Origin of the sequence: Pseudoalteromonas rhizosphaerae (assembly GCF_902498845.1) — a bacterium.
GTDB classification, from domain to species: Bacteria; Pseudomonadota; Gammaproteobacteria; order Enterobacterales; family Alteromonadaceae; genus Pseudoalteromonas; species Pseudoalteromonas rhizosphaerae.
The window spans coordinates 201,975-226,572 of sequence record NZ_CABVLM010000001.1 but is presented as its reverse complement, the minus strand read 5'-3'; the positions used below and the strand labels follow the sequence as shown (position 1 = coordinate 226,572).

Annotated in this window: 15 protein-coding genes; 5 read left to right on the top strand and 10 right to left on the bottom strand. The window is 39.9% G+C overall.

Translation table 11 applies throughout. The features are described from left to right. Positions 1–143: 143 nt before the first annotated feature. The gene (locus tag PSR9079_RS00860) at positions 144–2,192 is read right to left on the bottom strand and encodes a TonB-dependent receptor plug domain-containing protein (protein WP_179959132.1); all 2,049 of its coding nucleotides are present in this window, start codon (positions 2,190–2,192) and stop codon (positions 144–146) included. A 103-nt stretch (positions 2,193–2,295) separates the two neighbouring features. Between PSR9079_RS00860 and PSR9079_RS00855 the strand changes: the two genes are divergently transcribed. Both PSR9079_RS00855 and PSR9079_RS00850 read left to right on the top strand, forming a co-directional pair. Further along, complete coding sequence (locus PSR9079_RS00855) at positions 2,296–3,153, top strand: LytTR family DNA-binding domain-containing protein (protein ID WP_149980070.1); 858 nt, start codon at positions 2,296–2,298, stop codon at positions 3,151–3,153. A 294-nt stretch (positions 3,154–3,447) separates the two neighbouring features. Next, positions 3,448–4,005, top strand: a complete 558-nt coding sequence (locus PSR9079_RS00850; protein ID WP_145236272.1) for a TMEM165/GDT1 family protein — start codon at positions 3,448–3,450, stop codon at positions 4,003–4,005. A 13-nt stretch (positions 4,006–4,018) separates the two neighbouring features. Here the strand turns inward: PSR9079_RS00850 and PSR9079_RS00845 are convergent, their stop codons facing one another. The 3 genes from PSR9079_RS00845 to PSR9079_RS00835 form a co-directional block, all read right to left on the bottom strand. Continuing rightward, on the bottom strand, positions 4,019–5,212 hold the full coding sequence (locus tag PSR9079_RS00845) for a PepSY-associated TM helix domain-containing protein (protein WP_149980069.1): 1,194 nt from the start codon (positions 5,210–5,212) through the stop codon (positions 4,019–4,021). Positions 5,213–5,229: 17 nt separating this feature from the next. Next, positions 5,230–7,386 (bottom strand): TonB-dependent siderophore receptor, encoded by a 2,157-nt coding sequence (locus tag PSR9079_RS00840; RefSeq protein ID WP_149980068.1) that lies wholly within the window; start codon positions 7,384–7,386, stop codon positions 5,230–5,232. A 99-nt stretch (positions 7,387–7,485) separates the two neighbouring features. Continuing rightward, entirely contained in the window at positions 7,486–8,049 is a 564-nt protein-coding gene (locus tag PSR9079_RS00835) for a hydrolase (RefSeq protein ID WP_149980067.1), read from the bottom strand. A gap of 147 nt (positions 8,050–8,196) precedes the next feature. Between PSR9079_RS00835 and PSR9079_RS00830 the strand changes: the two genes are divergently transcribed. Further along, positions 8,197–12,735 (top strand): EAL domain-containing protein, encoded by a 4,539-nt coding sequence (locus tag PSR9079_RS00830; RefSeq protein ID WP_425468830.1) that lies wholly within the window; start codon positions 8,197–8,199, stop codon positions 12,733–12,735. Here the strand turns inward: PSR9079_RS00830 and PSR9079_RS00825 are convergent. Together PSR9079_RS00825 and PSR9079_RS00820 are read right to left on the bottom strand one after the other, a co-directional pair. Beyond that, positions 12,732–15,455, bottom strand: coding sequence for an ATP-binding protein (locus PSR9079_RS00825; protein ID WP_246175480.1), 2,724 nt, complete (start codon positions 15,453–15,455; stop codon positions 12,732–12,734). The two genes, PSR9079_RS00830 and PSR9079_RS00825, sit on opposite strands and share 4 nt — an antisense overlap. Before the next feature lie 130 nt (positions 15,456–15,585). Beyond that, positions 15,586–16,473, bottom strand: a complete 888-nt coding sequence (locus tag PSR9079_RS00820) for a cation diffusion facilitator family transporter (RefSeq protein ID WP_149980065.1) — start codon at positions 16,471–16,473, stop codon at positions 15,586–15,588. 219 nt (positions 16,474–16,692) lie between these two features. Here PSR9079_RS00820 and PSR9079_RS00815 point away from each other — a divergent pair, with 219 nt between their 5' ends. Next, on the top strand, positions 16,693–18,135 hold the full coding sequence (locus PSR9079_RS00815; protein ID WP_149980064.1) for a sensor domain-containing diguanylate cyclase: 1,443 nt from the start codon (positions 16,693–16,695) through the stop codon (positions 18,133–18,135). Between the two features lie 1,219 nt (positions 18,136–19,354). On the opposite strand, the gene PSR9079_RS00810 is transcribed toward PSR9079_RS00815, so the two are convergent. The 4 genes from PSR9079_RS00810 to PSR9079_RS00795 all read right to left on the bottom strand — a co-directional run bounded on the left by PSR9079_RS00810 (position 19,355) and on the right by PSR9079_RS00795 (position 22,629). Further along, a complete protein-coding gene (locus PSR9079_RS00810) occupies positions 19,355–20,230 on the bottom strand; it encodes an SMP-30/gluconolactonase/LRE family protein (protein ID WP_149980063.1) in 876 nt (291 codons plus the stop codon). 39 nt (positions 20,231–20,269) lie between these two features. Next, positions 20,270–20,977 carry a sulfite exporter TauE/SafE family protein gene (locus tag PSR9079_RS00805; protein ID WP_149980062.1) on the bottom strand — a complete coding sequence of 236 codons (708 nt, stop codon included), beginning with the start codon at positions 20,975–20,977 and terminating at the stop codon, positions 20,270–20,272. 99 nt (positions 20,978–21,076) lie between these two features. Beyond that, complete coding sequence (locus PSR9079_RS00800; protein ID WP_149980061.1) at positions 21,077–21,856, bottom strand: SDR family NAD(P)-dependent oxidoreductase; 780 nt, start codon at positions 21,854–21,856, stop codon at positions 21,077–21,079. Positions 21,857–21,897: 41 nt separating this feature from the next. Continuing rightward, on the bottom strand, positions 21,898–22,629 hold the full coding sequence (locus PSR9079_RS00795; RefSeq protein ID WP_145234132.1) for a FadR/GntR family transcriptional regulator: 732 nt from the start codon (positions 22,627–22,629) through the stop codon (positions 21,898–21,900). Between the two features lie 247 nt (positions 22,630–22,876). Here PSR9079_RS00795 and PSR9079_RS00790 point away from each other — a divergent pair, with 247 nt between their 5' ends. Further along, a complete protein-coding gene (locus PSR9079_RS00790) occupies positions 22,877–24,505 on the top strand; it encodes a sodium:solute symporter (RefSeq protein ID WP_145234135.1) in 1,629 nt (542 codons plus the stop codon). Positions 24,506–24,598 lie beyond the last annotated feature (93 nt).

Sequence of the window (24,598 nt, the reverse complement as noted above, 5' to 3'; positions counted from 1 at the left end):
TACTCGTTTTTATTTTCATTGATGCTTCAACCATAGCCTAGTTCCTATTTTGATTCAATCGACAACTGACTTTCACATAAAACGCTAAATTTATATTTCAGATGCTTAACCCTCTCACACTTAAAGTAAGAGGGTTATCATCTTTAAAAGTTAATTGTGATGCCAATAGATGGTAAAGGCATATCAGGGAACTGGTAGTCTTTTTCAAACTCGCTGTAGTCTTGATTGTATTCTAGCTCCTGGACTGCGCGTGAAGCATAAACATTTAACACTTCAAAATATAAATTAGCATCAAAGCCATAGAGCTGTGTTTTATAATCTGCACGAATGTCTAAACGGTGGTAATTGCTCCATTGTGAACTGTTAAATTCACTGTATTTTGGAATATAAAAGAGCGCATTTTGACTGCCAGTTTCTTTATAAGGCTGTGCAGATAATACTTGTGTATAGCGCCTGCCACTTTGAAATCGCCATTTTGCACCGACTTGCCAGTGATCATTCCATTTATAATCTAAAACCAAGTTTGCAACCCAAGGCAGGTCAAATTCAGAATTAAACGCCTCTGCTGTTAATGGGTTCTTTCGCTCTGTTTTACTATAAGCAATACTTGCCCAGCCAAACCAGTCGTTCGACAGTTGCTTATTTACAAGTATTTCAATCCCATACGCTTCGCCACTGGCAACATCATCAAAAAGCAGATCACTGAGTGCTACATCGTTTTCGCTGCGAGCTTGTGCTTGCGGGTTTGCAACAACGAGGTTTTTCAATTCTTTGTAAAAAAGCTCTGTTCGTAGAGCTATTCCATCAGCTAATTGTGAATCAAGGCCTAAAACCCATTGCGATGAATTACTCGCCTCAAGGCTTGGCTCTCCATATTGAGCGGTTAAAAATTGATAGTCATCTATAAAGGTATGATGGATCCCGTAGTTTAGTCTGAGCGTGTGATTGTCATCGAGGTCGAAGCCAATCCCTAATCTTGGTTCAACATAACTTTGGCTGTTATTGTCTGTGCCAACAACAGCAATGCCGATTTGATAATCAAGTTTAGCAGTGATTTGCCCCGTAAGATGGGTGTAAGCATGATAATCTGAAATAGTTAAAGTCCCTTGCTCATTAAATTTAGGACTAAAGTAGCTAGGTGGGCACATTTCAAATTCGGTATTACACGGCATCAACCGGCCACTTGCTAGATAGTCTACCGACGTGTCTCTATAGGTGGCACCAAAATTTAACGTAAAGGATTCTGCTACGTATTGGTTTTCAGTTTTGAAAATCAATTTTGTGATATCTGCATCCCATCTAAAAGCCTCCCCTTCACGCTCTTGCTGATTTTGAGTCAATAAATTAACACTAAAATTAGTCTCTATTACATCGCCAAAATGTTGCAAACTCACCGCTTGACTGTGGTAGTAAGTTTGATATCTTTCGCCGCTGGCTAGATCAGGGTTTTTAGCAATATCTCTACCGTCTTGATCAAACGCTATTTCGATATAATCTTTTGCGCCACTGGCGGAGAATCGAATAATATTGTTTGCGTCAAAATCCCAAATAAATTTTGCCTGATAGTCTCGATTTTTCGGTGGTACCGCGAAAGAAAAGTCTTCGTCTTCTATAAAATTATCAACATAAGTATGAACTAAGCTTTCTCGAAAAGAAATGTAGAACGCTGCGTTGCTTGATAAGGCCTGTTCATATAAAAACCCACTTCTAAAAAAGCTTAAGTCGATCACTCGTGCTGGCTCTACACCATTGGGATCTCTTAAATTGGTTAATATCACTCCGCCATTCGCATTTGCGTATTGACTGCTCCAAGCCCCCGTTTTTAACTCAAAACTCTCAACGATAAGTGGGTTATAAACACTTAACCCGTCATTATGAAAAACATATCCCATCTCCAAGCCATCGGTAAGATATAAGTTGTCATTGCTCGAGCTACCACGTATTGCAGGCTGCGCAACCGGGCCTCCGGTGGCGGGAGTGGCAAGTACAACCCCCGGCAGTGCTTCTAAGCCCTTTAATGGATCATTCCCGGTGCCTGGTAATGATAAGAGCTTGTCTGAACTGATCTTTAAACCATCTGGTTTAACTGCGATCACCGTTATTTCTTCGATCTCTTTTTCATCACTAGCCTGAGCGTTAATGACTGCCAAAGCACAGATTGTTAAAGGTAATAATCGTGTCATTTTATTCATAGTATCCATTCCTTGTATAAATTGTGATGACAACAATTTACGCCATGGATTGAATTTGCTTTAATTAAGTTTGTTGATTTTGAACGAATGGGCAGCTTTTTGTATGAATGGGCATTTTCCGTTAGGTGAGATAAATCCTTGGCGATATTTTTTTATCTTGGGGTTTATTTTAGCAAGCCTATTTACCCTCGTTAACGATGATGAAACACGTCATGTTGCTGAAGTTTTTTTACAGTGGCAGCTTCAAGTTCATAGCGGATCATTATTTTTTATCGCCACTCACCTATTTTTAACTAGCCAATTATCAGGACTTAACAGTGCTTTAAAGTTGCTAGTGAGCGCATTTATTGCCTCTCTATTTTATGCCCCCGTCTCACTACTATTTGATGTTTATTGGCTACATGATACTGATTATACCCTCGCAGCTTTAGTCCAAGAATGCAGTGATATGATCCCCACGGCAATGTTTTCTTGGTTAGTTGTAAATTTACCTTGGTTAACTGGGCTTTCTTTGCAAAGAAGAATACCTTTACCAGAAACGCCGCCCGACACGCCAACTTTAGCAATTGCTCGCACAATACTGATATCCCCCCCCTTAGCGCCACTCAAAGCTGCAGATGTAATAGAACCAGAAACAAAAAAGCTTACCGCATTTTTACAGCTCGCTACTGTAAATAGCGTAGATGAAATAGTCTATTTAAAAGCCGAGCTACATTATTTAAAAGTCGTTGCACATGATTTCGAAAAACTGATCTTATTTAATTTAAAAGATGCCATATCGGCTTTGGCCGAAGCTGATGAACAACATACAATGAGTCAAACTCACCGTAGTTATTGGGTCAATCGGGCGTATATTCGCAGTGTAAAAAGTAAAGGTCGCCAAGCAACACTACTCATGAGCAATGGTGATAAAGTGTTGGTAAGTAGGAATAATATGCAAAAAGTAAAAGCATGGTTTTAAGCATACGTTTATATTCAATTACGGAGTTCCCCCTCAGCCGCACCACAAAACCTGTTGTTGTACCTTTACTCTAAAAAAGAAATGTGGCAAAGTGCGCACTTCTCGGGGGAGTAGCCTGCTTGATGCCTTTTAACTTAAAGCGCAGCAAGTAAACTTATCAACATAATTGCACCTCATGTGCATGGTAAGTTTGTAATGTAGCAAGCATTATCGGCAAGACCTGGGTAAACACTATCCTCATGGCGGGAGATAGGCGTTTACCTTGGTTTAATGTTCCCGCCTTATAGAAGTAAAATGGATACATTTATCACATCAACCGTCACCGTTGCTTTAGCTGAAATAGGCGATAAAACGCAACTTTTATCCCTGCTGTTAGCTGCTCGCTTTGCCAATAAACCTGCACTTATTTTAGGTATTTTAGTCGCTACTATTATCAATCATGGTTTATCTGCGTGGTTGGGCGATTATTTATCGCAAAGCTTTACCTCTTCGTACCTGCCTTGGATTGTGAACGGCTGTTTTATTGTCGTTGGCTTATGGCTACTGATCCCAGATAAAGATGAAGAAGTAAGCAATAAGTACGATCAATACGGGGCTTTTTTAGTAGCCTTGGTGCTGTTTTTCATTGCCGAAATTGGCGATAAAACCCAAATAGCAACAGTATTGCTTGGCGCTCAGTATCAATCAGTGTTGTGGGTAACCATAGGGACTACTGTAGGTATGTTGCTTGCCAATGTGCCGGTTATTTATGCTGGCAATGCCTTGCTAAAACGTATTCCAATGGCAAAAGTAAGAATGCTTGCTGCAATAGTGTTTGTTGCTTTGGGTTGTTACGGCCTAGTTACTAGCTAACTTTATCTGCACGTTACAGCACCGGCGAATATAGTTTTGCTGGTGCTTGGCGTACACTAAATGTTTGCGTTGTGAGAAGTAGCGAACAACATACTAATAAAACACTAACTGCACCCATGATACCAAACCATTGCAATAATGAAGGCTGCTTACGCTTTACTCTCAGCCAATTCATATACAATCCAGCCATACATATACAGGTCATAAAAAAACCAAATACAGCCCAAATTAACTTCGTACCTAGCCCTGCAAAGTTGCCAAAATGCAAAGGATCGGCGGTATCTTTAATGCGCGCGACAATAGGTAAATCTGCGGCTTTTTGAATTGCCAGTACATCTGCTGAAGCTGGATCTAAATACACTTTATTAGCTCGTAAACGTACTAAAATGTCATCATTATCGCCCAGTACCACAACCGGCTTATTTGCTTTATTTGGGTATTGTATAGCGCGAATATGTAAACTTGGAAACGCTGATTGCGCCGCGTTTACCATGGCACTTATCGCTGGCGGATGCGCTGCGTCAGTTTGTAGATCCGTAACCTCATTGTGGGTTTTTATATAATGGTCAATTTTGGCTGTTTGTAGGGTGTGTTCAACTAAGTACCACACGCCAGTAATGGCCATGACCACAATAAACCAGTAACTCCAAAGCCCCAGTAATTTATGCCAATCAGCCCAGCTGCTACGATTGGTTGTTTGTAATTGCCGTGGCTTTTTTAAAAAATGTCGCCACCACTGGCGATAAACAATCGGACTGGTAAGCACTAAAATAACCAAGAGAATAGCTAAACTCGTGACGATCAACTTACCGGTCCAACCCATCGATAGATTCATGTGCCAGTTACGTAAAAAACGCGATACTCGCCCCCACTGACCTTCGCCAAGCCATTGCCCCGTCGCACCATCAACATACACAAACAAAAACTGTTGCTGCCACTTAAGCGACACTTCGGTTGCTAAGTAAGGTTGCTGATGGCGCAATATGCTAATGATTTGGCTGCCAGGATAACGCTGGGCAAGTGTATTCTCAATTGCAGCAAAGTCAGTATTAGGGGAATGCGAGAGGGCACGAAATTTACTATCACTAAGATATTCAATTTCGTGGCTCAAGGTTGCCAACGTGCCAGATAAACACGTTATCAATAACAAGCTGCCAACCAAGAGCCCTGCCCAAGCATGTAAGTTAAACCACTGCTTTGCTTTCATAGTACGAAATTGTCAGTTTAGAATGTGTACTTAGCCGACAAATAGACGCGGCGTGGTTCCCCCGGGAAATGCCCAGCACGAGTTATAAAGCCACTTGATGCATACTCTTTATCAAACACGTTTTTAACTGAGAGCTGCCAAACCCATTGTTGATATTCAGTCTTCCAAGCCATGTTATAAACGGTATACGGCTGTACTTTATCACCGTCTAAACTGACTTGTTCATCAACATAATCAAGACCTGCCGCGATTGATGAGTGCAACTGCGGTAACTCATAACGCGTCCACAATCCTGCGGTATTTTGTGGCGCATTGGCAAATTTATCGCTGCCTTTTGCTTGCGCGGAAAATTTTTCACTTTGCTCAACAATACGCGTGTCGTTGTATGCGTAACTTGCTGTGATCACTAATCGCTCAGTGATATCACCAACAATCTCAAGTTCAAAGCCTCGGCTGTCAACTTCGCCTAACGCTTCCATTTGATCAACGCCGGTGTCTGATATCTCAGTGCTTGCTTGTAAAATATTGTTACGGATAATGCGATAGGTTGCCATGTTCACAGCCAACGAGTCATCAAGTAACTTAGTACGTAAACCAAGTTCACGAATATTGCTGTGCTCAGGTTTAAATGGCCCGCCTACATCTTGATTTTGGTTACTGGCTGATTGTGGCATAAAGCCTGTGCCATACAGCGCATAAGGGAAAAAGGTATCGTTTAAGTTATAACTTGTGCCAATACGATACGTCACATCGCTGTCTGAAAACTCGGTGTTATTAAGCACATCGGTGTCTTCAAAACGATCGTATCGTAAGCCAACCGTAACATTCCATTTATCGGTAACATCAACTTGGTCTTGTGCATACAGGCCAATACGTGTTGACTCAGTACTTGATAAACGCGGCGTTACGTTTGCTAAATCATAATCATCTTTTGAAGTCAGTCCATACACAGGATTTAATATTGAGATCCCTGGCACTGGGCCGCCTTTGCTGGCTTGTACAGCTGTTCTATATGCTGATTCAAACTCATGTTTATACCAATCTACCCCCACCAGCATCACATGTTGCATAGCGGCAAGCTCAGTGTCAGCAATTAAATTGGCAGTAAAACTAAGCCCGGTATTTTCGCGTTGTTGATCACGAAATTCGCGCTCGCTCCAATCCAGTACTCCATCGCCATCTGTGTCACTTAGTCCACGCGGCTCATGATAGTTTTGATTGGCATCGTTACTAAAATAACGCGCAGTGATATCACTGCGAAATACCTCATTAAATTGGTGCTGAAAACTTGCTTGAAACACGTCAGCAATAACAGTTTGATAATCCGTTGCTTCATTATGATTCCAACTAATGTCAGCAATGAAGTTACCGTTTTTATCCACTGGCACGCCACGTAATCTAGCGCCGCCTAGATCTTGATCAACATGGGTATATTGCAATACCAGATTAGTGTCGTTATTAAAATCAAAACGATAGCCTAAATCAATAATAGTATTATCTTCGCTGGTATTTTCACGAAATGGTTTATCTGAATCTTTATAAATACCAACACGGTAGGCTTGGGTCTGTGCGTCATTGGCACTGCCAGTTGATTCGACTGCGGCACTAAAAAAATCATCATTACCCAGTTCAACTGCAACGGTTGTTTTACTATCATAGCTGGGCTTTTTGGTCATATAATTAATGATCCCGCCAGGGTTACCACTGCCGTACACAGCGCCACTAGGGCCTTTTAAAACAGCCACTTGCTCAATATTAAACAACTGTGGTACCGCAAAACCACTAAATGGGTCACCTTTTACACCATCGTATAAAATTTCATCTTGGCGAAAACCACGAAACGTAACACCTGAGTAACTAAAGCCATTAACACCCGCAATATTGCTGTATAGATCAGTTACTTGACGTGCAGCCTGATCGCTGATTAACGCTTGCGGAATAACCTGAATTGACTGTGGAATTTTCTCTAGCGGCGTATCGGTACGAGTACCAAACGTTGATTCTGTTGGGCGATACAGTGAAAACGCTCGTCCAACGACTGAAATGGTTTCTATGTCGTTTTTTACAACAGTAGACTCATCAGTTGCAGATCCTGCTGCTGTTGTTTGCGCAGCAACGACAACAGGCGTCATGGTAATAGAACTTAGGGCTAATGCTATTAAAGAAGGTTTCATTGATATTTATACAGCAATCAAAATAATTTACGGCATGATAATAAAAACCACTATCATTTACAATGCCGAAGTGAAATTATTCTCTTCTTGTTGCCAAGCTTATTTAACAATCTTTAAAATCTCTTTAAATACAGGTGTCGCTGCCACTTCGGTCCATTGAAAAATCACACTTTCAGCGCAGCTGATCACAGCACCTGCTTGTCTTAACTGAGCTATAGCTAAATCGCGGTGCAGATCATTACGCGAACTAACCGCATCCATGACTAAAAACACCTGATAACCTTGCGCCAGTAAATCTAAACAAGTTTGTAATACGCATACATGCGCTTCCATACCAACTACAATAATTTGCGGGCGTTTATAGCTAGCAATAAGCTCTAAAAAACCAGCCTCTTTACACGCGCTAAAGTTGGTTTTATCAAAGTATTCAGCCTGCCCAATCTGAGCTTTTAATTGCTGATCAGTTTCGCCAAGCCCTTGTTTATATTGTTCGGTGACTAAAATAGGAATATGCAACAATTGTGCGGCTTTTACTAATTGCACTGTGACCTGTTTTACTTGTTCATACCGAGGCATCGCAGGACTTAATTTGTCTTGAATATCGACAACTAACAGCAGACTTTGCATGGTGTGAGCATTAAATGAATGAGGCAATGTGAACATCCGTGATCTAAACATAACTAACAGCATAAGTGATTTGTTATACAAATGTATATCTTATATAGCTAATTCTTTAATTCAACTGTAAATTGTTATGCTATATTTACTAACGGCTAACAACCACTTTATCTCAGGGGAGCAGTACCTTAAGTGCGATTGAGTAACTTTTTTTTCATCTTATTTAGTATTTTATGCACTTGGTTTAGTGTTAATTCCAATGCTCAAAGCTATGCTCAGCAATTGCAACGCTTATCCACGGATGAAGGGTTATCACAAGGCCACGTTACTAGCACACTGCAAGATAAACTGGGGTTTATTTGGATCGGTACATTACAGGGTTTAAACCGGTTTGATGGCTATGAGGTAAAAATATTCTCTGGTGAATACTCACTGGATCAACTCTCAATTATTGTATTGTTCGAAACACACAACGGCGATATTTTTGTATCAACTGAGTATTCTGGTGCATTTCTTATTGATCCTGTGACACTCAAAGTTAGTAAAATTTATTCAGGTAAATTAAACGCCGAAGAGAAGCATTTTTCTCCTATTTTTGCCATCGCCGAACATCAGCAGTTGTTTTATTATGCTATTAACGAACATGTATATGCTTTTGACCCACAAAAAAATACCTTTACTCACGAGTTTTCAATCAGTAAAGATGAAAATTTTGTCCGCGCAATTACTGTTCATAATGACTTTTTGTATATTGCTACCACTGATGGTTTGTACTCAAAATCATTAATTGATGAACATATTACTAAAATACCTTTAGTTGCCAAAGACAAGCTCAATCCAGATAATAACAATATCAAATTTTTATCCATCGACTCGCAGCTTGGTTTACTGGTTGGCACAGTCGAAGGGTTTTATTCTATTGCTTTTAATAACAATGAGTTATTAGACTTCAACAACGTAAAAACGTTACTCGCGGCACATAATATTTGGGATTATGTTAATACCCCTTATGGTGAATTTATAGTCACTGAGGATGGCCTTTATCAATACCATCGCCATAATGATCACAATGAGTTTCTTTTACGTTTTGATCAAAGTAAATTTCACATGACCGACAACACTATTTTAGATGTGATGGTTGATAAAACAGGCCTTATGTGGCTTGCCTCGCGCTCGCAAGGCGTTTTTACTTGGTCCACTTTAGCAAGGCGTTTTGGCAATATTCAAATCACCAGTAATGATAAATTGCACAGCAATGTGATCCTTGCTGTTTACCAAGACGATAACGCCGTGTGGCTGGGCACCGATAATGGCCTAGCCAAAATACGCCTAGATGGGACTACCGAAAAAACTTACTTAGCCAGCAATGACAGCAAAGCGTTTTATGGCCAATTTGCTGTGTATGGTATTGCCTCGGCACACTTAAATGAGCCAGACCGTTATTTGTGGTTACTGCTCTATGATGGTCTTGCTTTATTTGACAAAAAAACCGAACAAAAAATAGCTCTACCAATGCAAGGCAATACTCAAGCCATTCTCGACAGCGGCCCAGGCTATGGCTATCACCAAATCACGACTGATACCTTTGCATTTTTTAGCGAAAATGATTATTTCCTGTATGATGGAAACAGTGGTCAGACTAACGTAATTAAAGGTCTCAAAGAGCAGTTAGATCCCGTCAATGTGCACGCTTTTTTAAAACCGTTGCCCAATAAACCCGATGACTACTTGATCAGCGTATCTGGCGCGCTATATCGTTATAATGAGTCCAGCCAAAAACTCACCTTGATCTACGAAGTCGAAAATTATAACCCAATAAATTATGTCACTATCGATGATTGGGTGATCGATTATAACAATACCCTTTGGCTTGCCTCCTCCCAAGAAGGGCTAATTGGTCTTGACGCCAACAGTTACGAAGTAAAACACCGTATAAACCTCAGTAATGGCATTAAAACTAAAACAATTGTCGCCTTGCAAATCGACCAATTTGGCTTTTTATGGATCAGCAGTAAAAATGGCCTTTATCGGCTCGATTTAAGCTCAATGCAATTAAATGCATACACAGTTAAAGATGGCTTAACTGTGAATGAATTTAATATTGACTCACACACTCAGTTAAAAGATGGCCGCTTAGCTTTTGGCAGTACTCGCGGCGTACTAACACTTGCCCCGCAAGACTTTTTATCTGTCCCTAATGATCGTGACAGCACTGTGACTGAAATCACCGATATATCGTTACTCTCCCGCGCACTTAATTATCACCCATTGCAATACGCCAAGCAACGTTTACAACTGACTGATGAAGACGTGGGCTTAGAAGTTAGTTTTTCTAACTTTGATTTTCAAAATGTAGATAGAACACGCTATAAAGTGTCATTAACCGGCCCCAATAAGTTAAGCTATGACAAGCTAAACAATAATAAAGTCTTTTTTACTAAGCTTCCTGCTGGTGATTATCAACTAACAATCGCAGCATATAACTTAAATGACTCAGGCCTCGGTGATGAAAAAACGCTTAACTTTACTGTTGCTTATGCGCCGTGGCGCTCGCCACTTGCAATAAGCCTTTATTTATTACTTACGTTTTTAGTGCTATTTGTTATTTTTTGGCAATACCGCTCTCGTCAGCGCATTATTAAGCATACTCATGATGAAATACTGCAATCACAACAACAAACAGAGCTTGCTTTAAACAGTAGTAAAAGCGGTGTATGGGAAGTTGATATTGCCGCACATTGGATAAAGCAGCAGCGCTTAAAACATGAGCTAGGCTATAAAACTTTGCCACAAAAGTTCAATTTTGACGATTTTTGCGCATTAATACACCCTGATGATAAACGCAAAATACTGCATGATTGGCATTTATTCATCACTCAAAAAAATGCTCAACAATGGCAGGTCACGTATCGGCTTCAACATGCTAATGGAAACTGGCTTTGGTATCACGATATCGGTAAAGTGATTGAAACGAACGAGCAAGGCTATCCTACAAGATTAGCTGGAATCTATACTAATATTACAGAGCAGCGTGCTACAGCACATCAAGCTGCGGTATTAGGCGAAGCCTTTAGCCAAATAAACGATTGGCTACTTATTTTAGACAGTCAACTTATTCCATTTTCTGTTAATAATAGCTTTGCTGAAGCCTTCTCAATGCAAAAAAAACCAGCAAAGCTTGAGCTAAAAAGGTTTTTAGCAGCACTGGGGAAAAAACAATATGTCGACTTCATCAATATTCTAAAATCATTGCAGCCAAAGCAGAACTGGCGTGGTGACGCATATATAAAAACTAAGATAAACCCGTCGCACCCTATTCATATCAGTATTACCGCTGTGGCAAAAGACAGTAATGTAGTGAGTTATTATGTGGTGGTTATTTCTGATCTAACCGAGCAAAAACGCGCTGAAAATAAACTGCGCTATCTGGCCAACTATGATCCATTAACTAAGCTACCGAATCGGTCACTAATGTATCAAAAGATATCGCATGCGATAAAAGATGCTGATACACATGCGAGTCTAGTTGCTTTACTGTTTATAGATTTAGATAAATTCAAACCAGTGAATGACTCGTTTGGTCATGCGGTTGGCGATCAGCTGTTATGTGATATTACCTATCGAATGAATAGTATGCTTGATAAAAATGCCATTGTTGGGCGTCAAAGTGGTGATGAGTTTTTATTATTAATTAAAAACTTAGACTCGCCACAAAGTTTGAGTAACTTAGTGCGTAGCCTCACTGAAGAACTTGCAAAACGGGTGGTGATCAACGATTTTGCAATTAATATCTCGGCCAGCGTCGGTGTGGCACTCTACCCATTTGATGCCGACACCACCGATGAGCTTATTCGAAATGCCGACATCGCAATGATGCATGCTAAACAATCGGGCCGCAACGGCTTTAAGTTTTTCACTGAACAAATGAATAACCAAATCACCCAAAAACTACTGCTCGAAAATGCCTTAAAAGATGCCTACAAAGACGATTTATTTTTTAATAATTACCAGCCAATTGTTAATAATAAAAGCAAAAAAATCAAAGGTGTAGAGCTCTTAATGCGCTGGCAACACCAAGCAGAATTGATATCCCCGGCAGTGTTTATTCCTATTGCAGAAGAAACTGGTTTAATCGATGTACTCACCGAGCAGGCGCTGACCCGTGCACTTGAAGATCTCGCACCATTATTTAAAGCTAACCCACGGTTTTACTTATCGTTAAATCTATCACCTGTGCATATTTTAAAATCTAATTTAACCGAACGCTTATTACTTATTTTAAATCAGCATCATATAAAACCTGTTCAGTTACGTTTAGAGATCACCGAAAACACCTTGCTTGATGACAAAAACAAAGCAGCTAAGCAGCTGCAAGCGCTCAGAAACGCAGGTTTTAAATTATTACTGGATGATTTTGGTACCGGGTATTCGTCTTTAACGTATTTAAGTCAATTTCCAATTGATGTGATTAAAATTGATCAAAGCTTTGTGCGTAATATCGGCCAAGATAGTAATAATGAATCAATCATCAAAACAATCCACACCTTAGCTGAAAACCTAGATCTATATTGTATTGCAGAAGGCGTAGAAACAATTGAGCAAATACGCTTTTTAAACAGTATCGGCTGTGATGACCTTCAAGGTTATTACTTTGCAAAACCAACAACTGCAGAGATTCTCATTAGCGATGCGTATATCCAAGCACTGCTAGAGAAATTGCAAACTACCTAGCTCAATGTATCAGCCCACTTTTTAAGGCATTGAAAAAGTTGGCCGCGATCCACGGGTTTGGCTATAAAATCGTCCATACCCACTTCTAAACAACGTTTTTGGTCGTCTTCAAAAGCATTTGCGGTAATGGCAATAATAATCACAGGACCAAATTGAGCACTGTTGTTACGGATTTCAGCTGTGCACTGATAACCATCCATAATAGGCATTTGGCAATCCATTAAAATAATATCGGCCATATTGTGTTGTAAACACGCCAGTGCTTTTTCACCATCGTTAGCAACTTCTAAGGTGCAATGGGTGTCACTGAGCATTTTTGCAATAACGATTTGATTGATTTGATTATCTTCTACCAGTAATACTTTCAACCCAGTTAAGTCAGGAATGCTTTGCTGTATGTCTACTTCATGAGTAAGTTGCGCTACTTCAATAGGAATGGTGATAGTAAAGCAACTGCCTTTACCAATCTCGCTGTGTAATTTAAGCTTGCCTCCCATTAACTGAACTATTCGCTTACAAATAGTTAAGCCTAATCCTGTGCCACCATATTGCCGCGTGGTTGAAATATCAGCTTGAGTAAACTCACGAAACAACGATGATTGCTGTTGCCCAGAAATACCAATGCCAGTGTCAGTTACAGCCACAGATAAATGATTATCAGCATAATCAATGTTCATCGTTATACTACCAGTTTTCGTAAATTTCCCTGCATTACTCAACAAGTTATTGACAATTTGGCTTAACCTTAGTGAATCTAACTGCACCACATCGGGTACTGACGGGGCAATATTTAATATAAATTCAACCCCTGGCTGTACGCCAGTATTTGTAAACACCTGTGCTAATTGAGTAAGCAGTTTTCGTACATTAACTATATGAATGTCTAGTTTGACCGCCCCCTCCTCAATTTTCGAAAAGTCTAAAATATCGTTTAAAATCAATAATAGATTTTTAGCGCTTTGCTGGATCATTTGCAACTGTTCGCGGTATTCCAACTTCACGTCATCAGCATTAAGTAAAATATCAGTCAGCCCCATAATACCGTTAAGCGGGGTGCGAATTTCATGACTCATATTCGCTAAAAATTGTGATTTAGCTTTGCTGGCCTGATTTGCAGTTGCCACTGCTTTAACTAATTCATCTGTTTTTTCATTTACTTGATACTCTAGCTCTACATTAAACTGTTTTAAATGCAGATTAAGTGCTGCATTTTCAGTGTTTACTTGTTCTAGATCTTTAAAGTTGCTGGTCAATTTAAATGCTAAAGTAGCAAATTGCTGCTGTAAGCTCAGCACCTCCAGCCACGCATTATTTTGAGTCTGTAAATCACTGATTTCAGCTTTAGGATCAAAGGCATCGATTTGTTCAGTAAGCTCATCTATTGGCCTCACTAACCATCGACTCAACTGGGTGATAAAGATACTGATCAAAATAATCACCACAAGAGTTAGTAATAGTGATTGCCCCCACGCACTTGCCGCCACAAGATTAGCGTATTTCCGTTTTAATAAGCTTGCTACATACCAACCTTGTTGCTGTGATAAATATATTTTTACGTAATATTGTTCGCCATCAATGTCGGTGGTCATAATGGCTTGTTGATCACCTTGTAACTGGGTAAATTTATCTTCAGTGAGCTGAGTCAATACCGAATAATGATTAGGTAAGGTGCTAAACACCACGTGTTTTTTGGCATCAAGAATTATCAGTTCACCATCATTATCAAATATGGTTGGCCTAAATTGCAAAAAGGAGCCCAACACTAACGAACCTTCAACCACTCCCTGAAAACGCCCGTTAATATGCACTGGTGCAGAAACACCCACAATGGGTTCATTACCAAATCCTCGGCCCCTAAAAACATTAGAAATATACCCTGTTGGCGAGTCTTTACCGATCGTAAAGTAATCGCGATCGGCAACCGATAAATTGCTGCCTTTTAAGCTTTCTTGCAAACTAAGTGGATTAAATACCTGTGCTATTGCGTTTTCATCCGTAACCATTGATGTAAGAAAGTTAGGGTATAGTGCCATTAACTGACTCAATGCTAACTGTTTATCGACCCCCTGCTCGATGGCTTTTGCAGTTAATACGATGCCACGGCGATAGTCATTTAAATACAGGTCAATTTTTTCAGCAATGTCTTCGGATTTTTCAGCAAGCTGCGCCTTCACTTCATATTCGATACGCGCATAATGATTGTTGGTAAGTACAATGGTGGTTAATAACACCACTAAAATAATGAGGATGCTTACAATGTAATTAAGAATTTTATACAGCGAATTTGGTCGTTTTTGCCACACTTGCTGAATAAAGAAGAAACTGAGTAAATCAATAACGCATAAAACAATGGCAGCATTTAAAAAATACTTAACCAAGGCGGTAATGACCGCCAGTAATGGCAACTCAATGATAAAATAGCCAATGAGTCCCAGCAGCGGAATACCAATTAACAACCAATAAATTATACCGCGAATAAACAGCAGCCGTGCAGTTTTAAAGCTAAAGTGATACAGCCAAAGCACTTCGCCAACAAACACAATTGATGGCCAACAATGCCCCCAACGATAAAAAATAAAAGCCGCACTGATAGTACAAGCAACTAACGCGTAGCGTAAGCCAAATAGCAACAAACAAATTAAAACAAACAGCTGACCAAATAAAAATTCAGAGCTGTCGAGAAACCAAAATGGCAGTAAATTAACAAAACCGGCCAACACGCCTAAAAGTATAGAACAGCTGAATGCAAAATATCGATGCTGAAAAAACGGCAATGGATTGTTCCGTATAAAATAGGCTATATCTAAAAGTAAAATAAAAAACGCATTTTGCCAAGTTAACTAGTTGTATTTAATGCTGACAACCATGACTTTCGATTTGTAATACGCTGTTGCCAACATTAAATTGCCTTGCTAGCAATTGCTCAACTTTAAGTCGACATGCTTCATCATGTTTTTCTTTAGTGCAATGTTGTTTAAGTACCACATGCGCCCCTACAACTAACTCCTTGTCACGGCGCATAACCGTAACATTGTGCACATTTTCTACATGCTCAACTTGTCCTATGGCACTTTCAATATCGGCCACATCGGGTAGTTTTGCTTTATTTAAACGCAGACCTTTAACGCATCCAACAATCACTTTTACACCTGTAAACAAAACAAATAACGCAATCAGCATGCTCGATAAAATATCAATAATGCTCCAACCCGTTAGATAAATAAGTATACCGGCGATAAACGTAGAGACAGTTGAAATCAAATCAAAAAATGAATGTAAAAATACCGCATAAACATTAAAGCTAGCCTTTCTACCTTTATATAATACCCATGCTGCAGCACCGTGAAATAAAAATCCAGTGGCGGCAATAACCGACATTAAATAGCTATTGACGACGGGGCCTTGCCCTTCATGGTGATGTACAAAGCGCTCGCCGCCTTCGTATAAAATCACCAGGCTGATCGCCAAATATAAACAACCGTTGATCAAACCACCGGTCAACTCTGCTTTTTGATAACCATCGTTGTAGTTTTTAGCTAAATGAATCGCTAAGCTCGATGCGATCAAAGCAATAAATAAAGAACTATTATGAACAAATAAATGCCCAGCATCGGCTAATACGGCAAGAGAGTTTGCATAATAGGCACCAATAACTTGAATAACCATAAATGAGCTAGTGATTGCTAATGCAATTAATAATCTACGTCGTGATGCTTGGTGAGTTGTAATGTCGGTCATGAAAAGCGGTTTTACCTGTGCTTAAGTGTGCTAAGAGTCATCATTCTAAGAAACGTTTAAAAGAGTAATGATATACAGTATCAATTGTAGTACTTCCATAAGCCAAACGCACTAAAAACTTAATATCGAGTTAATTTATCTATAAAAACGACCAATTAAAGTACCATTTTCTTAAAATTGAATGTAAGCTTAATTTGTTAATAGGAAGTTGGAAATCCAGTGAGACAGTATTCTGTAGACGAAATTTGGCAATCTTTACAAGCATTACCACTTGCAATGATACTGTTTGATCAACAAACAGACACGCTGCACGCCAACCCATCAAGTCAGCAATTACTTAAATTAATGCCAACAATAAGTCCAGTGACAAAAGCGTTTCAGCACTTATCAATTAAACACACAGAAAACCACACAATTGTTGATTATCAGACCTTTTTAACTCCCCAAAATAACACCGAACACATCTATAACATTGCCACAAAACACACACTCCTGCGTGTTACAGTCACCTATAGTTTAATTGGCCCACAGTTAATAATGCTGGCGCTTGAACCGCACTCATCGTTTACTGTACACGCTGATTTTGACGAAGTAATAGCAAAAATATCAACACAACTTATTGATATACAAATAGACAACCTCGATCAGCAGATCGAAAGCGCTTTAAAAACCATAGGTACATTTTGTGATGCTGATCGTAGCTATTTATTCCAATTTAGTGAAAACGGCAAAGCCATGAGCAATACTCATGAATGGGTTAATACGCAGGTCAAACCTTTTAAAGAAAAGCTGCAAGATATTCAACAAGATTTATTACCTTATTTTTTTAGTACCATGAACGAAAAGCACGTTTTTAAGGTATCTGATATAAACTTGTTACCCCCAGCCGCTGCTGCTGAAAAAGCTGAATTTGAATCAGAGGGGATCAAGTCTGTTTTATGTATTGGGCTGCGCTCTGAAAACGCCTTATTTGGTTTTATTGGCTGTGATTGTGTAACACATATACGCCACTGGACCGACACCGATCTTATGCGGATCAAACTGGTAGGTGAAATTATTGCCAATGCACTGAAAAACGTTCTGTATAAACAACGCTTAGAGCAAGCTCAACAGCAATTACTTTTAGCCAACCAAGAACTGCAATCACAAGCAAATCTCGACAGCCTGACAAATATCGCCAATCGCCGCTGTTTTGATCAAACCTTACTCAGTGAAATTCAACGCGCAACACGCTCACATCAACCATTGAGTTTAATCATTTGTGATATCGATTATTTTAAACTGTATAACGACAATAATGGCCACCAGCAAGGCGATGAGGCACTCAAACAAGTTGCCCAAACCTTGCATCGCTTATGTAAGCGACAAGGTGATTTAGCAGCTCGCTACGGCGGAGAAGAATTTGCAATTGTGTTACCCTGCATTGATAAACCCCACTGCTTAAAATTTGCCAGATTACTGCAACAGCAAATAAGCCAACTAAATATCCTGCACCCAAATTCAAACGTAGCCGACCACCTCACCCTCAGCATCGGATGTTACAGCTGTAAACCAGATAAATACACCACCGCCGATATGATGATCCTCGCCGCCGACAGCGCACTCTACGTGGCAAAAAAATCAGGCCGCAATCAAATTCAAGTCTTTGATGAAGAGCATTAGAGCCATGTATTTGTAGCAGCGAGTTTACCTCGCGACAAATCAAAGTAAACTTAATTTCAAATAAACCGCGCTGTTAACAATCCATCCATGGAGCTTGGTTACATAAGTTATTGCCTAAATGGATTTAGGTACTTAGATTTTGTCGGGAACAAAAATCTGCCATGAACTCACGTCCTCAGGCTGCACTCTTTACTAGATATGTCGTTTACTTTAAGCGTCCTGCCCTTCGCCATAAAGGTCTGCTTCGCAGTTTAAAAATATTCCCGATATTTTTGTCGGTCCATCGTCACCGAAGCTGCCTGTGTTGTAGGCGCTAAGCTTGCTTGCGCACAAATATACAACACCATTTTAAATATTATCCACCGTAGGCGCTAAGCTTGCTTGCGCACAAATATACAACACCATTTGCAATATTATCAACCGTAGGCGCTAAGCTTGCTGGCGCACAAATATACAACACCATTTTCAATATTATCCACCGTAGGCGCTAAGCTTGCTGGCGCACAAATATACAACACCATTTTCAATATTATCCACCGTAGGCGCTAAGTTTGCTGGCGCACAAATATACAACACCATTTTCAATATTATCCACCGTAGGCGCTAAGTTTGCTGGCGCACAAATATACAACACCATTTTCAATATTATCCACCGTAGGCGCTAAGTTTGCTTGCGCGACAGTACTTCAAACAAACCACGGTGTTAACAATCCGTCCATGGAGCTTGGTTACATCGGTCATTACCTAAATGGATTTAGGTACTTAGATTTTGTCGGAAACAAAAATCTACCATGACCTCACTTTCTCAGGCTGCACTCTTTATTAAATATGTCGTTTACTTTAGGCGTCCTGCCCTTCGCCATAAAGGTCTGCTTCGCAGTTCAAAAATATTCCCGATATTTTTGTCGGTTCATCGTCACCTAAGCTGCCAGTGCGGCAGTGAACAATAGAATATCAGTAAAAAAATTTAAACGGACAGTTAGATTAAATAAGGTAACTTATCTTATAAAACATGACATATTGTAACCCACTGTTTGTATTGCATATTTTTAAAGATCAAAATAAAGGCTTAAGCAAGGTATCGTGTCCGGTTCATTCAAAGCTAAATCGTTGTAATTATACTCCCCTGAACGGTTTGTTGTAGATCAAAAATTAAACATGCTTTTGAGTGCGGCCTCTAATAACAAGGGCATACATCGTTTATTTGCGATCTACTTAATTACAATTGGGCTGGGCTTTCTGCGATCCCTTTGACGCTTGCAGTTAAAATAAATACGGCGCCGCTGTAGGGGTATTGTTTTAGTATCTCAGGTTCTAGGCCAGTACGGGCGGAGGTAACGGCGATGGTTGTTAGGTCATCGCCAAAAAAAGTGAGGCTGGTGATCCTAGGTGCGGGAAGTCGATAAAAATGCACGATAGTGCCATTTTCACAAAAACGATAAAGGCCGTGGCCATTCCAAGACGCGACCCACAAGTGATTGTCGTTATCGACTGTCATGCCATCGGGAAAGCCCATTGTCTCGTCAAATTTTACAAATACTCGCTTATTGCTAAGCTCACCTTGCTCATTTAAATCAAATTGATAAATAGTGCGGGTGGATGATTCTGTTGAATATAAAATACGGCCGTTTTTACTTATTGCAGGGCCATTACTGATCACATAATTGCTATCAACAATGGTTGGCGTTTGTTGCTGACCAAAGCGATACAACGCCCCAGTATTGTGTTGTTCATGTTTATCCATCGTACCAAAAAACACATGCCCGTTGCGGTCGGTTTTGGCATCATTTAAACGATTATTTACTGCAAGAGTAGTCAGTGGATACAGCTCGATTGGTTGGTATGTGCTGTTATCTAGGTAATAAATGCCGCGCTCAAAACCTGCGATTAAACGCTGTTCGGTGGTTTCCATGATCCAACAAATAGCCTGCTCCATCGGGTAACGGCACACTGTTTGTTGCTGGCAATCAAAACGGTAAAGTAGTTTGTCTAAAATATCGACCCAAAATAAACACTTTAGCGATGCGCTGTAATATGGCCCTTCGCCAAGTAAACATTGGCAAGGAATGATCATTTTAATCGAGTTAATCGCCATTATTTACCTTAAAACAGCATGTGAGTTTATTGCGCTATTTTAACGTTGCAAGAAAATCAGTGCCAGCCCTGAAAAAGTCGCCACAACAATAATTAAAATACGCGTGGCTTGTTCATTAATTGTATTATTTAACAAGTATGAAAGCCCCCAACCAATTAAAATAGCGGGTAAGCATTCAATAAATAGCAGTAAGTCATTAGAGTCAGCGGTGCCCGTAAGCAGCAGCGCAGTGATCCCAAATAAATTAATAAACACGAAGAAAATACTTAAGTTAGCTTTAATTTTATCTTTATTTTGCGCTTGATAGAGTAGCCCCATCGGTGCGCCGCCTGCGGATGTGGTGGTACCAATAAAACCAGATGCTAGTGATGCCAGTACATTAGAGATAAAGGTAAGCTTAGGCGACCAACCTGTAAGTGATAACGCAACTGCAATTAGTAAACAACAACCGAGTAAAATACGATACTGATGGGGATCAACATGCAACATTACCGCTGCAGCAATTAACACTCCGACGGCGCCACCAAAAATTGAATAGCCGGTTTGCTTTAGATCTATTGCGCCACGGTGCTTTATGGCAAGAATTGAGGTGAGTAATAAAGCATTTAAAATCATTGGCCCTGGCACTAACTCTGGCATAAGCCAGTATAAAATAGGTGCGCACAATAAGCCAAGACCAAACCCAATCACGCATTGCAAGCATGCGCCTATTATTAATATAAAATAAACTAATACGATATCGGGCAACGCGTTTCTACCTTATTTAACTAGGTTTGACTAATTTACAGACAAGAATATCCTAATATTATAATATCATTGGCGTTAGGTAAATTTTTTTATTGAATTTTAAGTCCAACCTGCATCAACAACAAGTGATTGTGCGGTCATCATTTTACTGTCGTCTGCGGCTAAAAATAATGCGGCATTGACAATATCATCGGCCTGTAATGTTTCATTTATACATTGATTATGTCTAACATCTTCAATCATATCTGGAGTTAACCAATGCGTTATTTGGCGCTCGGTCATCACCCAGCCAGGTACTAAGGTGTTAATACGAATATTATCTTTACCATAAGTCGCAGCTAATGAACGGGTTAGTCCTTCGATCCCAGCTTTTGCCGTGGTGTAAGCTGGCATGCCCGTTTGCTTAATACGCCAGCTCACTGAGCCCATATTGATAATGCTACCACCACCAATTCGCTGCATTTGCGGGGCTACGGCTTGCGCCGAAAAAAAGCATGGCCGTAAATTAACGGCTAACTTATCATCCCAGTATTCAACACTCATGGTATCGGCAACGTGGCGAGTATCGTCAGCCGCATTATTGATCAATACGCTGATCTCACCTTGTGTTTTGCCCGTTGTTTCAATAGCGGCTTTTAATTGTTCAATGTCACGAAGATCACAGTAAATATACTGCGGATCAAAGCGATACTGGCCAGCTAACTGGCTACACAATTGCTCACCTTGCTGTTTGGCAATATCAATAAAAGTTACTTTTGCATGCTGCTGACAAAAGCGCTTTACCATGACTTCACCGATCCCTGTTGCACCGCCGGTAATAAAAACACTTTTACCAGCGAGACTTGGATAACTTGTTGTGTGTGATGTTGAGACTGGCATGATTTCCTTAAGTATTAAGATAATTCATTAACAAAACATGGTTATTTCGATTCGTTTTGTGACTCTTTTTCAGCTATTTCTTTTTCAATAAATGACATAGCTTCGTCAATCATATACGTCATCATGTTTTTAGCGCGCTCAGGCTCACCATTTAAAATTGCTTGATACACTTTAAAGTGTTCATCCGCAATGGCTTTTTTATTACCTTTCGCGGGTGTTGTATGCTGAATACTAACGTTAAGAGCAGTACAAATAAAATCACGCAATTGAAAGAAAAAACGATTACCGCTGGCAAACAAAATTGCGGTATGAAAAGCTAAATCACTTTCATGGATTTCGCCATCGGAGGCATCAGCCGCCGCTTGCATTTTTTCAACTGCAATCGCAATCTCTGCAATTGCGCCTTTATCAGCACGTCTTGCTGCAAGTGCCGCTGCTTGTGGTTCAATAGCTAAGCGTACTTGTAAAAATTCTTTTAACACATACAAGGTCGGGCTACTATCAAGCAACCATTTTAATACGCTGGTGTCGTATAAATTCCATGTGTTTGCTGGTTCAACCCGAATGCCTTGGCGCGGGCGCGATGAAATAAGCCCTTTTGCAGCAAGCATTTTCACTGCTTCACGAATAGCAGTACGACTAATGCCATACTCTTCACATAATTTTGCTTCAGTAGGTAAACCCGTTTCAGCAGTGTAATGACCATTAATAATGGCTTTACCTAACTCATTGGTTACCTGTTGCGACAAATTTAAATTTTCAATGCGTGCCATAAACAGTTCCTTTAAAAATACTTATTCTATGATACTACTATAACCTTACCGCGTCATCAGGCAAATCTTTGACAATGCTACTGTAAATACTTTTTTCCGCTGTTTGAACTGTGTAATTGCTGAAAACATAAAAATTTAAAGTATTACTAATTTTTAACAAATCTCTTTCATTCACCTCATTTGTATTATAATATTTTTATACACACAAATAATCCGGATTGATCTCCGGGCTTAGATGGAATTAAAGATGATCGAATTAAGTACACTCGACTGGCTAGTGTTAGCGGGATTTTTTGTTTTGTTATTAGCCGTTGTCGTCGTCTCGATGAGACAAAAAGAAGAAGATACTACAGATTATTTTTTAGCTGGGCGTAATGCCAGTTGGTTAGTTATTGGTGCGTCAATTTTTGCCTCGAATATTGGCTCAGAACACCTCGTTGGTTTATCTGGTGCAGGTGCACAATCAGGCATGGCATTAGCCCACTGGGAAATGCAATCTTGGATTATTTTATTACTTGGTTGGGTGTTTGTGCCTTTTTACTGGAGCAGTAAAGTATATACCATGCCGGAGTTTTTAGAGCGTCGCTATAATTCAAAATCACGCACTTTTTTATCGGTTATTTCCTTGATCAGTTATGTACTGACTAAAGTAGCAGTGACTGTTTATGCTGGCGGCATCGCTTTTAAGACTATTTTAGGAATTGAAAGCATTTGGGGCATTGATTTCTTCTGGATCTCAGCCATTGCTTTAGTGGTGATCACCGGTATCTATACTGTACTCGGGGGTATGAAAGCCATCATGTGGACCTCTGTTTTACAAACGCCAGTACTTATTATTGGCTCTGTGGTGATCTTAGTTGTCGGTTTGGATAAAGTCGGCGGGTGGTCTGAAGTTGAACGCATAAACGATATGAACATGCATTTAATTCGCAGTGCCTCAGATACCGAGTTTCCGTGGCCGGGGATCGTATTTGGTTCATTTATCATTGGTTTTTGGTACTGGTGTACAGACCAATATATTGTACAACGGGTACTGTCGGCGAAAGGCATTAAAGAAGCTCGTCGCGGTACTATGTTTGCAGGTTACTTAAAGCTATTGCCTATTTTTATCTTTTTAGTACCGGGCATGATTGCCTATGCACTAAAAGTTAAAGGCATTATTAGTTATGACAGTGCGGACCAAGCGTTTCCTACATTGGTTGCCGAGTTACTCCCATCCGGCGTCAAAGGCATCGTAATTGGTGGCCTCGTTGCAGCATTAATGAGCTCGTTAGCGTCGTTATTTAACTCATCAGCGACGTTATTTACTATCGATTTCTATAAAAAATTCAAACCCGAATCGAGCGAAAAGCATCTGCTAAAAGTTGGCCGCTTAGCAACCGTTGCAATTGTTATTTTAGGCTTACTGTGGATCCCTATTATGAGCTTAATTGCTGATGTACTTTATGAGTATTTACAAAGCGTTCAATCGTTAATAGCTCCAGGTATTGCCGCCGTGTTCTTGCTAGGTATATGCAGTAAACGTTTTACTCCTGATGCTGGTTTTATCGGTTTAGTGTCTGGGTTTGTGTTAGGTATGATCAGATTAGTACTATTGCCTTTCAAAGATGCTATCAGCGGTACACCGCTTGCGTGGATCACCGACATGAATTGGCTTTACTACTGTATTTTACTGTTTGTAGTGGTGGTAGTGATAATGATTGTAGTGAGTTTTTTCACTAAACCCGCCAGTGAAGAGCAGCTTAAAGGCTTAACCTTCTCAAGTATCGGCAAAGATACTTTAAAAGAAGTGGCTGCCGGATTAGATAAGTGGGATTACATTCATACTGCGGGGATCATCGGTATCACTGCGTTTATTTACTACCGCTTCTGGTAAAACTTAATTAGTTGTTCCCACGTTTATAGGGGGTGTTATCACTCCCCTTTTTAATCAATGCTTCCTTTTAATATATAACTAAATAAAAAGGAA